Raw genomic sequence first — 13,903 nt, forward strand, 5'->3', positions numbered from 1 at the left:
ATCTGTGAAATGCCTAAGTAGGGCTTGCGTCGTCCCTAAGTCCTTCTTACCGTGGTCGGCATGGACCACACCTCCGCTCCTGACGTGACGCCGTCGGCGCTGCCCGCCAGGTGCGACTTCGTCGTCTTCGGCGGCACCGGCGACCTCGCGCTGCGCAAGCTGCTGCCCGCGCTCTACCACCGCGACCTCGAGGGCCAGCTGCCCGACGACTACCGCATCCTCGGGGTCTCCCGCTCCGAGCTGGACGACGAGGGCTGGCGGCGTGAGGTGCGCGCGGCGCTGGCCGACCACCTGGACCCGGCCGACCTCTACGACGGGGCGGTCGAGCGGTTCCTCGGTCGGCTGCGCCACCTGATGCTCGACGCGGAGGACCCGGAGGACTGGGACCGCTTCCACGCGCTGCTCAAGGACCGCCCGGACGCGGCGGAGGCGGTGCGGGTCTTCTACCTCGCGGTCGCCCCCCGGCTGTTCGGAGCGCTGTGCCGGCGCCTGGACGAGATCGGCGTGGTCGACGAGCGCGCCCGCGTCGTCCTGGAGAAGCCGATCGGCCACGACCTGGCGTCCGCGCAGGAGGTCAACGCGTCGGTCGGCCGGGTCTTCGACGAGTCCCAGATCTTCCGGATCGACCACTACCTGGGCAAGGAGAGCGTCCAGAACCTGCTGGTCACCCGCTTCGCGAACACCTTCCTCGAGCCGCTGTGGAACTCCCAGTGGGTCGACCACGTGCAGATCACCGTCGCGGAGACCGTCGGGGTCGGCGGGCGCGGCGAGTACTACGACCAGGCGGGGGCGCTGCGCGACATGGTGCAGAACCACCTGCTGCAGCTGCTGTGCCTGGTCGCGATGGAGCCGCCGACGTACGTCGGCCGCGAGACCGTGCGCGACGAGAAGCTCAAGGTGCTCCAGGCCCTCAAGCCGATGACACCCGAGGACGTCGACCGCGACACCGTCCGGGGGCGGTACGGCGCCGGGCTGGTCGACGGCGCACCGGTGCCGTCGTACGCCGACGACCTGGGCCGCTCGGGCGGTCCCGGCACCGCGTCGACGACGGAGACGTTCGTCGCGCTCAAGACCGAGGTCCAGAACTGGCGCTGGGCCGGCGTCCCGTTCTACCTGCGCACGGGCAAGCGGATGGACCGGCGGGCCTCGGAGATCGTCGTGGTCTTCAAGGCGCCGCCGCACCCGATGTTCCCGCACGCCGAGGGCCCGACGACGGCCAACCGCCTGCACATCCAGGTGCAGCCCGACGAGGGCATGCGCCTGCACCTGACCGCCAAGGAGCCCGGCCCCGGCGGCATCCGGCTGCGCCCGGTGTCGCTGGACCTCAGCTACGCGACCGCGTTCGAGCAGCGGCTGCCCGACGCCTACGAGCGGCTGCTGATGGACGTGATCAAGGGCAACGCGACGCTGTTCATGCGGCGCGACGAGGTCGAGGCGGCCTGGACCTGGGCCGAGCCGATCCTGCGGCGCTGGGCCGCCTCGCCCGACCGACCCCGGCGCTACGCCGCCGGCACCGACGGACCCACCGCCGCCACGATCCTGCTGGAGCGTGACGGCCGATCCTGGCAGGAGCCGGACGAATGAGCCTCCACCCCACGGTCGCCGCGGTGACCTCCCGGATCGTCGCCCGCAGCGCCGAGGGCCGCACCGCCTACCTCGACCGCGTGCGCGCGGCGGCGGACGCCGGCCCCGCCCGCGGACGGCTCGCCTGCGCCAACCTGGCGCACGGGTTCGCCGCCTCGGACGGCGATGGCAAGCGGGCGCTGCGCGGACGCACCAAGCCGAACCTGGCGATCGTCACGTCCTACAACGACATGCTCTCGGCCCACCAGCCCTACCGGGACTACCCGGAGACGCTGAAGAAGGCGGTCGTGCGCGCCGGCGGGATCGCCCAGGTCGCCGGCGGGGTCCCGGCCATGTGCGACGGCATCACGCAGGGCCGCGACGGGATGCAGCTGTCCCTCTACAGCCGTGACGTGATCGCGATGTCGACGGCGATCGCGCTCTCCCACGACATGTTCGACGGCGCCCTGATGCTCGGCGTCTGCGACAAGATCGTGCCCGGCCTGCTGATCGGCGCCCTGTCCTTCGGGCACCTGCCGACGGTCTTCGTGCCCGCCGGACCGATGGCCTCGGGCCTGCCCAACAGCGAGAAGGCGCGCGTGCGCCAGCTGCACGCCGAGGGCAAGGTCGGCCGGGAGGAGCTGCTGGAGGCCGAGGCGGCGTCGTACCACTCCGCGGGCACCTGCACCTTCTACGGCACCGCGAACTCCAACCAGCTGCTGATGGAGGTGCTGGGCCTGCACCTGCCCGGGTCGTCCTTCGTCAATCCGGGTACGCCGCTGCGCGACGCGCTCACGGCAGCAGCTGCGCGCCGGGCGACCGAGATCACCCGGCAGGGCGGCCACGGGTCGACGATGGAGTCCACGCCGATCGCGGAGGTCGTCGACGAGAAGGCGGTCGTCAACGCCTGCGTGGCCCTGCTGGCCAGCGGCGGCTCGACCAACCACACCATCCACCTGGTCGCGATCGCCCGCGCGGCGGGCATCACGCTGACGTGGGACGACCTCGCCGAGCTGTCGGAGGTCGTGCCGCTGCTGTGCCGGATCTACCCCAACGGCGAGGCGGACGTGAACCACTTCCACGCCGCCGGCGGGATCGCGTTCCTGGTGCACACGCTCCTCGACGCGGGGCTCCTGCACGAGGACGTGCGCACGGTCGCCGGCCGCGGACTGTCGCACTACACGCGCGAGCCGGTGCTGCGAGGCGACTCCGCGACCGGCGACCTGACGTGGGAGGAGGGCCCGAAGTCGTCGCTGGACCGCAGGGTGCTGCGTCCGGCGTCCGACCCGTTCCAGGCCGACGGCGGGGTGCGCGTCCTGCGCGGCCCGCTGGGCCGCTCGGTCCTCAAGACCTCGGCCGTCAAGCCCGAGCACCGGTCGGTGACCGCACCCGCGATCGTCTTCGACGACCAGCACGAGCTGCTCGAGGCGTTCGGGTCCGGCGCTCTCGACGGCCGCGACTTCGTCGCGGTGGTCCGCTACCAGGGCCCCGCCGCCAACGGGATGCCGGAGCTGCACAAGCTCACCCCGGCGCTGGGCGTCCTGCAGGACCGCGGCCAGCGGGTCGCGATCGTCACCGACGGCCGGATGTCCGGCGCGTCGGGCAAGGTGCCGGCCGCCATCCACGTGACCCCGGAGGCGGCGCTCGGCGGCCCGCTCGCCCGCGTGCAGGACGGTGACCTGGTCACCGTCGACGCTGACGCCGGCCGCCTGGACCTCCACGTCGACCACGACGAGCTGGTCCGCAGGCCGATGACCGGCCGGGCGCCGCAGGGCAGCGAGTGGACCGGCACCGGACGCGAGCTGTTCGCCGCGTTCCGCGCCACCGTCGGCTCGGCCGAGACCGGCGCGAGCGTCTTCCCCGCCCTGGCGAGCCCGCCCGCCCAGGAGGTGCCCCTTGTCCAGCCCGCCTGACCTGCTCGGCGTCGTGCCGGTGCTGCCGGTCGTGGTCGCCCGCACGCCCGAGGAGGGGGTCGGCATCGCCCGCGCCCTCGTCGCCGGCGGCCTGCCCGCGATCGAGCTCACGCTGCGGACGCCGGCCGCGCTGGACGCGATCCGCGCGGTCTCCGAGGAGGTGCCGGAGATCCTGGTCGGCGCCGGCACGGTCACCCGGCCGGGTCACGCCAAGCTCGCCGCGGACGCCGGCGCCCGGTTCCTCGTCTCCCCCGGCACGACCGGGGCGTTGCTGCACGCCATGCAGGACACCGGCCTGCCGTTCCTGCCCGGCGTGGCGACGGTGTCCGAGGTGCTGGCCGCGCTCGAGGCCGGCTGCACCGACCTCAAGCTCTTCCCGGCCGAGGCCTCCGGCGGCACCGCGTTCCTGAGGTCGGTCGCGGGCCCCGTGCCGCAGGCCCGGTTCTGCCCGACCGGGGGCGTCACGGCGGCCACCGCGCCGGCGTACCTCGCCCTGCCCAACGTCGGTTGCGTCGGCGGCTCGTGGCTGACCCCCGCCGACGCGGTCGCGTCCGGGGACTGGGACCGGATCGCGACCCTCGCCGCGGAGGCCGCCGCTCTGCTTCGCTGAGCGCGTGGCCACCTCCCCGGACCGCCAGCACGACGTTCGCCTGCCGAGCCACACCGTCCGCGTGCTCGAGTGGGGCCCGCCCGACGGCCCGATGCTGCTGGCCCTGCACGGGTTCCCGGACACCGCGCTGACCTGGCGCCGCGTCGCCCCGCTGCTCGGCGAGGCGGGCTGGCGGGTCTCGGCGCCGTACCTACGCGGCTACGCCCCGTCGGGCATCCCGGCCGACGGTGACTACTCCGTCCGGGCGCTGGCGGGCGACGCGGTGGCGCTGCACCGGGTGCTCGGGGGTGACGCGCGCGCGGTCCTGCTCGGCCACGACTGGGGCGCGATCACGACCAACGCCGTCGCCGCCGACCCGGCGTCCCCGTTCGCCCGACACGTCTCGCTGGCGGTGCCGCCGCTGACCGCGATGCGGGGTTGGGACCCGGGGCTGCTGCGGCAGCCGCTGCACTCCTGGTACATCGCCTACAACCAGGTGCCCGGGTTGGCCGAGCGGCACTTCGGGTGGCTCTCCGAGCGGCTGTGGCGGTCGTGGTCGCCGGCGTACGACGCCAGCGAGGACATCGCCCACCTGCGCTCCTCGGTGCCCGACCGAGCGCACGCGAAGGCGGTCGTCTCCTACTACCGCGCGCTGCTCGGCGCCGGTGTCAGGCCGGCCCTCGCCGACCCGGTGCGGCCGCTGCTGGTGCTGCACGGTGGCGACGACCGCTGCCTGGAGCCCGGCCTCGCGCGCCTCGCGGGCGCCACGGTGGTCCCCGGCGCCGGGCACTTCCTCCAGCTCGAGCAGCCGGCCGCCGTCGCCGAGGCGGTGCTCGGGTTCACCGGCCCCGCCTGAAGCACCCCACCAGGTGCGGGTCGAAGACGCCGATCGCCTCCATCAGCGCGAACATCGTGGTCGGGCCGACGAAGGCGAACCCGCGCTTCTTCAGCCCCTTGCTGAGCGCGGCCGACTCCGGCGAGGTGGTCGCCATCTCGGCCGTGTCCGCCCAGGCCGGCGGGTCGTCGGGGGCGAACGACAGCACGAAGGCCTCCAGGCCCTCGGCGTCGCGCAGGGCCACCGTGGCGCGGGCGTTGGTGACCGCAGCCTCGATCTTGAGCCGGTTGCGCACGATCCGGGGCTCCTGCATCAGCCGCTCGACGTCGTCGGGACCGAACGCGGCGACCGCGTCGGCGTCGAACCCGTGGAACACCTCGCGGAACGCCGGGCGCTTGGCGAGGATCGTCGACCACGAGAGCCCGGACTGGAACGCCTCGAGAGTCAGCCGCTCGAGGTACGCCGGCTCGCCGTGCACCCGCTCGCCCCACTCGGTGTCGTGGTAGTCGCGCATCGTCCCGGGGCCGCCCGCCCACGGGCAGCGGGCGACTCCGTCCTCGCCGGTCACCGGTCCCATGCGGTCATCCTGCCGCGACCCGCCGACAGCGGCTCAGGTGCGCGAGCGCAGCCGCGCGTTCGGCAGCGGCGGCGGCGGGATCGGGGGCCGCTCGTCGCCGACCGGTACGCCGAACCACCCGTCGAGCAGGCCCTCGTCGGTGACCTGCTCCTGCCACCGGGCCCGCCACTCGACGACCTCCTCGTGGGTGCGGGCGACGATGTTCCACCACATGACGATGGCCTCACCGAACGGCGGACCGCCGAGCAGGAGCAGCCGGACCGGCTCGTCGTGGGCGACCAGCGGCAGCTTCGTACGCCCCGGCGGGACGTACGCGAGGTCACCAGGCTTCGCCTCGGTGCCGTCGACCGTGAGCATCCCGGCGTCGACGAGGACCCCGTGCTCGAACCCGCCGTCGACGTCGAGGTCGAGGGAGGTGCCGGGCGCGAGCAGGAGCTCGGCCCCCAGCAGGGGCGTGAACGTCTCGACCGGCGAGGTGTCGCCGAGGAGCGACCCGAGGAAGACCCGAGCCTCGAAGCCCGCCCCTGCCACCGGCGACGGCGCGTGGTGGGCGAAGCCCGGGTCGGTCTGCCGGGCCACGTCCGGCAGCGCGACCCAGAGCTGGGCACCGTGCAGCGTGGTGGTCGCCGCGGTCGACACCTCCGAGTGGCTGATCCCGCGGCCGGCCGTCATCAGGTTGACCTCCCCGGGCCGCACCATCGCGTGGTGGCCGGCGCTGTCGCGGTGCTCGACCTCACCGGTGAAGAGCCAGCTCACCGTCTGCAGGCCGGTGTGTGGGTGCGGCGGCACGACCATCCCGCCGGTCTCGGCGACGTCGTCCGGTCCGTAGTGGTCGACGAAGCACCAGGCACCGATCAGCGATCGCTGCCGTTGCGGGAGGGTACGGCGCACCCGCATCGCCCGCGGCCCGCCCAGCGGCACCTCGCGGGGGGTCATGATCTCGACCGACGCAGCCACCGCTGCGGCGGCCCTCAGCTCGTCCGGGCGCTCCTCGAGGTTGCTCACGAAGGACATTGTCCCCGAGACCCGCTCGGAGCGCCCGGGAGCCGATCGCCGAGGTGCCCGGCTCAATAGCCCCGTTGGGCCCTGCCCCCGAGGCGGCGATTCCGCTAGGTTGCGAACGCCTTCCCAGGGACGAACAGGAGCAGCGATGTCCACGAACGAGCCACCTCCCGAAGAGCCCACGGCCGGCGGCACCCCGCCACCGCCCCCACCTCCGCCCCCGTCGTACGGCCAGCCCGCGGCCCCGACCGAGGGCGGGTACGGCGGCGGTGAGGCGCCGCCGCCCCCGCCGGCGCCGCCCGGCGGCGCGGGTGGCTACCCACCGCCCCCGCCGACTCCCGGCACCCAGTGGAGCCTCGGTGAGGCGCTCAGCTACGGCTGGAACAAGTTCACCGCGAACGCCGGGCAGATCCTGCTGGCCGTGCTCGTGCTCGTGCTCGTCTACGCCGCCGCGTCGGCGCTCGCGTTCGGGTTCATCGCGCTCATGACGTCGGGCGCCTCGTGCGACTTCAACAACTCCACCGGGTCGCTGGAGTGCGACAACGGCTCCAGCTTCTTCTGGCGGATGATCGTCAGCGGCGTCGCCTACGGCTTCCTCTTCGTCGTCGGCCAGATCGTCGCCGCGGGCATCATCCGCGGCGCGCTCGGCATCACCGAGGGTCGCCCCTTCCAGATGTCGGAGTTCTTCAAGACCGACCAGCTCGGCGCGGTCGTCGTGGCCAGCCTGCTGGTCGGCATCGCCACCGGCATCGGCTACATGCTGTGCTACCTGCCCGGCATCGTGGTCGCGTTCGTGACGTCGTACACGCTGTTCTTCGTGCTGGACCAGAAGCTGGCGCCGGTGGACGCCATCAAGGCCAGCTTCGAGTTCATCAAGAACAACCTCGGCAACACGATCCTCTGGTACATCGTGGGGGGCCTGGTGGCCGCCGCGGGTGCGATCGCGTGCATCGTGGGCCTGGTCGTCACGGTGCCGCTGGTCATCATCGGCACCGCCTACACCTACAAGAAGCTGAGCAACCAGCCGGTCGCCGCCTGACCGGTCAGAGCAGCTCGACCGTGACCCGCGCCGGGTCCCCGACCTCGAGGGACTCGGCGCGGCGCACGGCCTTCTTCAGCGGCAGCGCGTAGCCGCGCCGGTCCGGGAAGACCGACGTGCGCCAGGTCGTGGCGCCGATGGTCGCCTCGACCCGCACCGAGCCGAACCCGGTGGGTGGCCCCGACCGCAACCTGATCTCCTCGGTCTCCTCGGGCGGCACCGTGACGAACACCCACGACGAGCCCTCGGGCGCGGCGTCCCACTCCCACAGCTCGGCGTCGAACGTGCACGACCAGGACATGCGGGCATCCTGGCAGGTCAGTCCCGCGCCCACGTCCAGGCGTACGCCGGGTCCTCGACCGCGAGGCCGCCCTCGCCGAGGTCGAGCGGGGCGAAGGTGTCGACCATGACCGCGGTCTCGTCGAAGGACTCGGCACCCAGCGACGCCTCGATGGCCGACGGCTGCGGGCCGTGGGCGTAGCCGCCGGGGTGCAGCGAGACCGACCCGAGCCCGATCCCGGATCCCTTCCGCGCCTCGTAGTCGCCGCCGACGTAGAACATCACCTCGTCGCTGTCGACGTTCGAGTGGTAGTACGGCACCGGGATCGCCAGCGGGTGGTAGTCGACCTTGCGGGGCAGGAAGTTGCAGACCACGAAGTTGTGACCCTCGAAGACCTGGTGCACCGGCGGCGGCTGGTGGATCTTGCCCGTGATCGGCATGTAGTCGTCGACGTTGAACGTGTAGGGGTAGAGGCAGCCGTCCCAGCCGACCACGTCGAAGGGGTGGGTGGCGTAGACCATCCGGCTGCCGACGATCCCGGCGCTGGTGCGGTGCTTGACCAGCACCTCCACCTCGCCCTGCTGGTCGCCGGCGTCGGCGAGCAGCACCTCGGCCGGGCCGTGCAGGTCGCGCTCGCAGTACGGCGCGTGCTCGAGCAGCTGGCCGTAGCGCGAGAGGTACCGCTTCGGTGGAGCGACATGGCTGTTGGCCTCGATCGGGTAGAGCCGGCTCGGCTCGGCCGGCACCCAGCGGTGCGTCGTCGCGCGCGGGACCACCACGTAGTCGCCGGCGCGGTAGTCGAGCGAGCCGAACACCGTCTCCACCCGTCCTGAGCCGGCCTCGACGTAGACGCACTCGTCGCCGATGGCGTTGCGGTAGAGCGGCGAGGGGTCGGTGCCGGTGACGACGTACGCCAGCCGGACGTCGTTGTTGCCGAGCACCAGGCGCCGGTCGGTGACCGCGTCGGGGCCGGTCGCGAGGTCGTGCAGCCGCAGGTGCCGGGGCTTCAGCGGGTGGTTGGGGGTGCGGCTCTGGTCCGGCAGGTCCCAGACCTCGCTGGCGACGATCGCCGACGGCACGCCCCGGTGGTAGAGCAGCGAGGAGTCCGAGGAGAAGCCCTCCTCCCCCATCAGCTCCTCGCGGTAGAGGTTGCCCTCGGGGTCCCGGTGCTGGGTGTGCCGCTTCGGGGGGACCGCACCGATCCGTCGGTAGTGGGCCATCGTCACTCCGTTCGACTATCGAACGCCGTCGTCCGCTATCTGGCGCACGTCTAGAGTAGGCGAGGTGTCAACGCTGCCCGACCCGTCCTCGGTCCCCGACGCCTGGCGAGGCCTGGTCGACGACGCCGCGATCTTCCCGCCCGGCGACGCGCCGCTGCACGAGGCGTCGAGCGCGCACGCCGAGCGTCGTCACGCCCCGTACGCCGACCTGGTCGGGACGTTCGTGGTCCGCGACACCGACGTGCCGCTCCTGCGCGGGACCCCGCTCGCGCTCTCGGTCGTCGTCACCGGTGGCGCGGGCAACATCGCCGGGCTCGCGTCCCTCGGGCGCAAGCTGCACGTCGCGATCGAGGGGATCGAGGTGGCCCTGCGCGACCTCGACGACCCGGCCGGCAACGCCCGCCGGGTCGTGGCCGCCGTCGACGCGGCCCGGGCCGACGGGCAGCTCGACGACCACGTGCCTGTCTTCGTCGAGCTCCCCGCGGTGCCGGTCTCCGCGAGCTGGCTGGCGGCCGCCGACGTCGTCGCGGCCGCCGAGCTCCGCCTCAAGCTGCGCACCGGCGGCCTGGAGGCCGGCGCGTTCCCGCCGGCGCCCACGGTGGCGGCCTGGATCGACGCGGCCCTGGACCGCGAGACGCCGTTCAAGTGCACGGCCGGGCTGCACCGGGCGGTGCGCCACACCGGCACCGACGGCTTCGAGCACCACGGCTTCCTCAACCTGCTGGTCGCCACCCGCCGGGCCTTCGACGGCGCCGGGCCGGACGAGGTGGTGGCGGTGCTCGAGGAGCGTGACGGCCCCACGCTGGCGGACGCGGCCGGCGGCGCCGACCTGGCCCGCGCGCGACGCTGGTTCACCTCCTTCGGGTCCTGCTCGGTCAGCGAGCCCCTCGACGACCTGCTCGCCCTCGGACTGCTGGAGGCACGATGACGACCGCTCCGACGTGGGTCCCCGGAGCCACGGGCTCGCCCTTCGACGTCGACAACCTGCCGTACGGCGTCTTCTCGCTCCCCGGCGAGGACCCGCGGGTCGGGGTGCGCATCGGTGACCAGGTCCTCGACCTGGCCCCGGTCGCCGCGGCCGAGATGCTCGACGTGCACCACGTCTTCGAGGAGCGCTCGCTCAACGCGCTGATGGCCGAGGGCCCGGCCGTGTGGTCGTCGGTGCGGACCTGGGTCACCGGCCTGCTCACCGAGGAGCCCGAGCGCGACCTCGTGGAGCCGCACCTGGTGCCACTGGCCGACGTCACCTTGCACCTGCCGGTCGAGGTCGCCGACTACGTCGACTTCTACGCCTCCGAGCACCATGCCTCGAACGTCGGCCGCATCTTCCGACCCGACGCCGAGCCGCTGCTGCCGAGCTGGCGGCACCTCCCGGTCGGCTACCACGGCCGGTCCGGCACCGTGGTCGCCTCCGGCACACCGGTCGTGCGACCCAGCGGACAGCGCCGAGGAGTCTCGACAGGCTCGACCACCGCACCGCCGACGTACGGCCCCTCGACCCGGCTCGACATCGAGGCCGAGCTGGGCTTCGTCGTCGGGGTCGGCTCCGAGCTCGGGACCCGGGTGCCGCACGACGCGTTCGCCGACCACGTATTCGGCGTGGTCGGCCTCAACGACTGGTCCGCGCGCGACATCCAGGCGTGGGAGTACGTGCCGCTCGGGCCGTTCCTCGGCAAGTCGTTCGCGACCTCGGTCTCGCACTGGGTGACCCCGCTCGCGGCCCTCGACGCGGCGTGGACCGACCTCCCCGGCCAGGACCCCGAGCCGCTGCCCTACCTCGGGCCCGGCGCCGTGCAGGGCCTCGACATCGCGGTCGAGGTCGTCGTCAACGGCGACGTCGTCAGCCGCCCGCCATACCGCACCATGTACTGGTCGCCCGCCCAGATGCTCGCGCACCTGACGGTCAACGGCGCGTCGCTGCGCACCGGCGACCTCTACGGCTCGGGCACCATCAGCGGCCCGGAGCCCGACCAGCGCGGGTCGCTGCTCGAGATCGGGTGGGGTGAGGAGTCGGCGTTCCTCGCCGACGGCGACGAGGTCGTGCTCCGCTACACCGCGCCCGGGACCTCGGGCGGCCGGATCGCCCTCGGCGACGTCACGGGCGTGGTCCGACCCGCCCGCTGACGCCCGGCCCGTCGAAGCAGGCTCAGAGCAGCGTCTGCGCGCCCACGAAGGTCGTCACCGCACCGGTGATGAGGGTCGTGACGACGACGAACGCCGCGGCACCGCCCACCCCGAGCAGCTTGCGGCCCGCCGAGCCGTCCTTCGGGAGCGTCGTCATGCGCACCCAGTGGACGCCACGGCCGAGCAGCGCCAGCAGCGAACGCGCCCAGTCGTACTCCAGCGCCATCAGCGCCATCCCCAGCGCGATGACCACCAGACCCGGGCCCGGCAGCACCAGCATCGCGACGCCGGCCAGGATCACCAGCGGCCCGCCGATCGTCACGCCGACCTTGACGGCCACCGCCCGCACCCGGCTCCGCTCGGCCCAGGCGTCGATGCGGTCGAGCAGGGCCTGGGAGCGCGGGGACAGCTGGGTCATGAGGCCATCCTCCCGAGGCGGGCTGAGAGGTTTCTGAGCAGGCCGGTCGCGGGCCGACCCGCAGCCCGCGGCAGCAGGCACGCGGCCCGTACCCGTCGGCGCATCACGTCGTTCATCTGGGCGTGGAGACCGAGGAAGCCGAGGAGACTGTGCGCATGGGCCTGCTGACACCGCTCGCGATCCGGATCGGGGCCATCTCGTGGATGCCGAGGCTGCTGCCGCAGATCGTGTGGACCGACCGCCGGCTGCAACGGGTGACCGGCGGCCGGGTGAGCGTGCTGGACCTCGCCGGCCTGCCCAACCTGACCCTCACGGTCGTGGGCCGCAGGAGCGGCCTCCCGCGGTCGACGCCGCTGCTGTGCGTGCCGGACGGCGACGGGTGGCTGATCGCCGGCTCCTACTTCGGCGGACCCGACATGCCGGTGTGGGTGCACAACCTGCGGGCGGCCGGAGAGGCGACGATCACCTGGCGGCGCGAGCAGGTGCCGGTCACCGCGCGCGAGCTGCCGGACGAGGAACGCGCGCAGAAGTGGCAGGTGATGCTGCGGACCTGGCCGAACTTCGCGAAGTACGAGGAGCGCACCGACCGACTGATCCCCGTCTTCCGACTCACGCGACCAGCCTGAGCCTGCCGACGACCTGCCGGTGGGTGAGCCACCCGACCACCCGGCCGTCGACGTCGAGCGCGGGCACCTCGGAGGCCTCGGTACGGTCGAGGACGTCCAGCGCCTCGGCGATGCTCTGGGTCGCGCCGACGGGCGGCACGCGCTCGACGAGGTCGCGGACGAGGATCGTGTCGTGGTTGCGGTCGGCGAGTGCCTCGGTGACCGCCCGGGCGGTCCCCACGCCGAGGTAGCGGTTCTGCTCGTCGACCACCGCCAGCCGCTCGAACACGGCCAGGTCCGGCAGCACGTCGACGAGTGGATCACCCGCGCGCACCCGCCGACGTGCGGGCGTCATGGCGTCGGCGACCGTGACCGCCGCCAGCCGCCGCGCGTTCGGATGACCGCCCAGGTCCACCCCGCGACGACGCAGCTTGAGGGTGTAGACCGAGTCCTGCGAGATCAGGTGGCTGACACCGGTCGCCAGCACGATCGCGGCCATCAACGGGAGGATGATGGTGTACTCCCCGGTGAGCTCGAACATGATGACGACCGCGGTGATCGGCGCCCGGGCGGCGCCGGCGAAGACGGCACCCATCCCGATCAGGCCGTAGGCGCCGACCGCGCCGACCACCCCCGGCAGGAGGGCCCCCGCGGTCTGCCCGTAGGCCGCACCGAGCATCGCGCCGATAAACAGGCTCGGAGCGAACACACCCCCCGAGCCGCCGATGCCGATCGTCAGGCTCGTGGCGACCATCTTGCCCAGGAGCAGGACGATCAAGAACCCCACCGTGTAGGCGCCGGCCACCCCGTTGCCGAGCACGGGGTACCCCACGCCGTACATCTGCGGCAGCACCAGGAGGACCGCCCCGAGCAGGAGTCCTCCGACAGCCGGCCGCAGCCACTCCGGTCCGCGCCACGCCCGGTCGCAGCCGTCCTCGACCAGGTAGAGGAAGCGGGTGAAGGTCACCCCGACCAGACCGGCGAGGAGGCCGAGCAGCGCGAACAGCAGGTACTCCGCCGGATGGGTGACGGTGAACGCCGGGAGTCGCAGGAACGGCTCGTCCCCGAGCGCCGCGCGGCCGATGACGCTGGCGGTCACCGACGAGAGGACGACCATCCCGAAGCTCCGGGCTGCGAAGTCGGCGAGGATCAGCTCCATCGCGAAGAACACCCCGGCCAGCGGGGCGTTGAACGTGGCCGCGATGCCACCAGCGGCGCCGCACGCCACCAGGATCCTGGTCCGGTCCTCCTCCGCTCGCACCACGCGACCGATCGACGAGCCGAGGGCGGAACCGATCTGCACGATGGGCCCTTCGCGACCGACCGAGCCGCCGCCGCCGATGCACAGCGCCGAGGCGAGCGCCTTGACGACGGCGACCTGCGGTCGGATCCGGCCACCACGGCGGGCCACCGCATCCATCACCTCGGGCACCCCGTGGCCACGCGCCTCCCGAGCGAAGGCGTGCACCAGCGGCCCGTAGACGAGCCCGGCGACCACCGGCGCCAGCAACACGAACCACATGCCCAAGCCCGGGAACCACGGGTGCGCGGCGCGCCCGGCGTCCGCATAGTCCTCGTGGCCCGAGAAGACCCGGGTGAAGGAGACGACCAGCCACCGGAAGGCCACGGCACCCAGGCCCGCGCCAGCGCCGACGGCGAGCGCGAGGACGAGCAGTCCCATCTCCGAGTCACGGGTCATACGCGGCATCCTCATTCGTGCAGTATGCAAAAGTTGTCT

14 protein-coding genes are annotated in these 13,903 nt (G+C 73.2%); 8 read left to right on the top strand and 6 right to left on the bottom strand.

Going from position 1 to position 13,903, the window contains the following annotated elements:
- Positions 1 to 60 precede the first annotated feature (60 nt).
- From zwf to ACILRH_RS10670, 4 genes are read left to right on the top strand one after another with little or no spacing between them, the layout of a single operon-like run.
- Positions 61 to 1,584 (top strand): glucose-6-phosphate dehydrogenase, encoded by a 1,524-nt coding sequence (gene zwf, locus ACILRH_RS10655; RefSeq protein ID WP_395693103.1) that lies wholly within the window; start codon positions 61 to 63, stop codon positions 1,582 to 1,584.
- A complete protein-coding gene (gene edd, locus ACILRH_RS10660) occupies positions 1,581 to 3,476 on the top strand; it encodes a phosphogluconate dehydratase (RefSeq protein ID WP_395693104.1) in 1,896 nt (631 codons plus the stop codon). The genes zwf and edd overlap by 4 nt, the downstream gene beginning before the upstream one ends.
- Positions 3,460 to 4,086, top strand: coding sequence for a bifunctional 4-hydroxy-2-oxoglutarate aldolase/2-dehydro-3-deoxy-phosphogluconate aldolase (gene eda, locus ACILRH_RS10665; RefSeq protein ID WP_395693106.1), 627 nt, complete (start codon positions 3,460 to 3,462; stop codon positions 4,084 to 4,086). The genes edd and eda overlap by 17 nt, the downstream gene beginning before the upstream one ends.
- 4 nt (positions 4,087 to 4,090) lie before the next feature.
- Entirely contained in the window at positions 4,091 to 4,921 is an 831-nt protein-coding gene (locus ACILRH_RS10670; RefSeq protein ID WP_395693108.1) for an alpha/beta fold hydrolase, read from the top strand.
- Here the strand turns inward: ACILRH_RS10670 and ACILRH_RS10675 are convergent.
- Together ACILRH_RS10675 and ACILRH_RS10680 are read right to left on the bottom strand one after the other, a co-directional pair.
- The gene (locus tag ACILRH_RS10675; protein WP_395693110.1) at positions 4,905 to 5,477 is read right to left on the bottom strand and encodes a DNA-3-methyladenine glycosylase I; all 573 of its coding nucleotides are present in this window, start codon (positions 5,475 to 5,477) and stop codon (positions 4,905 to 4,907) included. The genes ACILRH_RS10670 and ACILRH_RS10675 overlap by 17 nt on opposite strands.
- A gap of 33 nt (positions 5,478 to 5,510) precedes the next feature.
- Positions 5,511 to 6,482, bottom strand: a complete 972-nt coding sequence (locus ACILRH_RS10680; RefSeq protein ID WP_395693112.1) for a pirin family protein — start codon at positions 6,480 to 6,482, stop codon at positions 5,511 to 5,513.
- Positions 6,483 to 6,627: 145 nt separating this feature from the next.
- Here ACILRH_RS10680 and ACILRH_RS10685 point away from each other — a divergent pair, with 145 nt between their 5' ends.
- The gene (locus ACILRH_RS10685) at positions 6,628 to 7,518 is read left to right on the top strand and encodes a hypothetical protein (protein ID WP_395693114.1); all 891 of its coding nucleotides are present in this window, start codon (positions 6,628 to 6,630) and stop codon (positions 7,516 to 7,518) included.
- A 4-nt stretch (positions 7,519 to 7,522) separates the two neighbouring features.
- Here the strand turns inward: ACILRH_RS10685 and ACILRH_RS10690 are convergent, their stop codons facing one another.
- Both ACILRH_RS10690 and ACILRH_RS10695 read right to left on the bottom strand, forming a co-directional pair.
- Complete coding sequence (locus ACILRH_RS10690; protein WP_395693116.1) at positions 7,523 to 7,819, bottom strand: DUF1905 domain-containing protein; 297 nt, start codon at positions 7,817 to 7,819, stop codon at positions 7,523 to 7,525.
- Positions 7,820 to 7,836: 17 nt separating this feature from the next.
- Positions 7,837 to 9,018, bottom strand: a complete 1,182-nt coding sequence (locus ACILRH_RS10695; protein ID WP_395693118.1) for a homogentisate 1,2-dioxygenase — start codon at positions 9,016 to 9,018, stop codon at positions 7,837 to 7,839.
- Positions 9,019 to 9,082: 64 nt separating this feature from the next.
- Between ACILRH_RS10695 and ACILRH_RS10700 the strand changes: the two genes are divergently transcribed.
- Together ACILRH_RS10700 and fahA are read left to right on the top strand one after the other, a co-directional pair.
- Positions 9,083 to 9,946, top strand: a complete 864-nt coding sequence (locus ACILRH_RS10700; RefSeq protein WP_395693120.1) for a hypothetical protein — start codon at positions 9,083 to 9,085, stop codon at positions 9,944 to 9,946.
- Positions 9,943 to 11,142 (top strand): fumarylacetoacetase, encoded by a 1,200-nt coding sequence (gene fahA, locus ACILRH_RS10705; RefSeq protein WP_395693122.1) that lies wholly within the window; start codon positions 9,943 to 9,945, stop codon positions 11,140 to 11,142. The genes ACILRH_RS10700 and fahA overlap by 4 nt, the downstream gene beginning before the upstream one ends.
- 22 nt (positions 11,143 to 11,164) lie before the next feature.
- On the opposite strand, the gene ACILRH_RS10710 is transcribed toward fahA, so the two are convergent.
- Positions 11,165 to 11,560, bottom strand: coding sequence for a PGPGW domain-containing protein (locus ACILRH_RS10710; RefSeq protein WP_395693123.1), 396 nt, complete (start codon positions 11,558 to 11,560; stop codon positions 11,165 to 11,167).
- Between the two features lie 155 nt (positions 11,561 to 11,715).
- Between ACILRH_RS10710 and ACILRH_RS10715 the strand changes: the two genes are divergently transcribed.
- Positions 11,716 to 12,186: a nitroreductase family deazaflavin-dependent oxidoreductase gene (locus ACILRH_RS10715; RefSeq protein WP_395693125.1), complete on the top strand. Its 471-nt coding sequence runs from the start codon at positions 11,716 to 11,718 to the stop codon at positions 12,184 to 12,186.
- On the opposite strand, the gene ACILRH_RS10720 is transcribed toward ACILRH_RS10715, so the two are convergent.
- On the bottom strand, positions 12,170 to 13,864 hold the full coding sequence (locus tag ACILRH_RS10720) for a chloride channel protein (protein WP_395693126.1): 1,695 nt from the start codon (positions 13,862 to 13,864) through the stop codon (positions 12,170 to 12,172). The genes ACILRH_RS10715 and ACILRH_RS10720 overlap by 17 nt on opposite strands.
- Between the last annotated feature and the right edge of the window lie 39 nt (positions 13,865 to 13,903).

Source organism: Nocardioides sp. (assembly GCF_044226765.1).
Taxonomy (GTDB): domain Bacteria; phylum Actinomycetota; class Actinomycetes; order Propionibacteriales; family Nocardioidaceae; genus Nocardioides.

Coding starts and splice junctions, on each gene's coding strand:
- zwf (WP_395693103.1), top strand. CDS start 61: ATGGACCACACCTCCGCTCCTGACGTGACGCCGTCGGCGCTGCCCGCC.
- edd (WP_395693104.1), top strand. CDS start 1,581: ATGAGCCTCCACCCCACGGTCGCCGCGGTGACCTCCCGGATCGTCGCC.
- ACILRH_RS10675 (WP_395693110.1), bottom strand. CDS start 5,477: ATGGGACCGGTGACCGGCGAGGACGGAGTCGCCCGCTGCCCGTGGGCG.
- ACILRH_RS10685 (WP_395693114.1), top strand. CDS start 6,628: ATGTCCACGAACGAGCCACCTCCCGAAGAGCCCACGGCCGGCGGCACC.
- ACILRH_RS10690 (WP_395693116.1), bottom strand. CDS start 7,819: ATGTCCTGGTCGTGCACGTTCGACGCCGAGCTGTGGGAGTGGGACGCC.
- ACILRH_RS10695 (WP_395693118.1), bottom strand. CDS start 9,018: ATGGCCCACTACCGACGGATCGGTGCGGTCCCCCCGAAGCGGCACACC.
- fahA (WP_395693122.1), top strand. CDS start 9,943: ATGACGACCGCTCCGACGTGGGTCCCCGGAGCCACGGGCTCGCCCTTC.
- ACILRH_RS10710 (WP_395693123.1), bottom strand. CDS start 11,560: ATGACCCAGCTGTCCCCGCGCTCCCAGGCCCTGCTCGACCGCATCGAC.
- ACILRH_RS10715 (WP_395693125.1), top strand. CDS start 11,716: ATGGGCCTGCTGACACCGCTCGCGATCCGGATCGGGGCCATCTCGTGG.
- ACILRH_RS10720 (WP_395693126.1), bottom strand. CDS start 13,864: ATGACCCGTGACTCGGAGATGGGACTGCTCGTCCTCGCGCTCGCCGTC.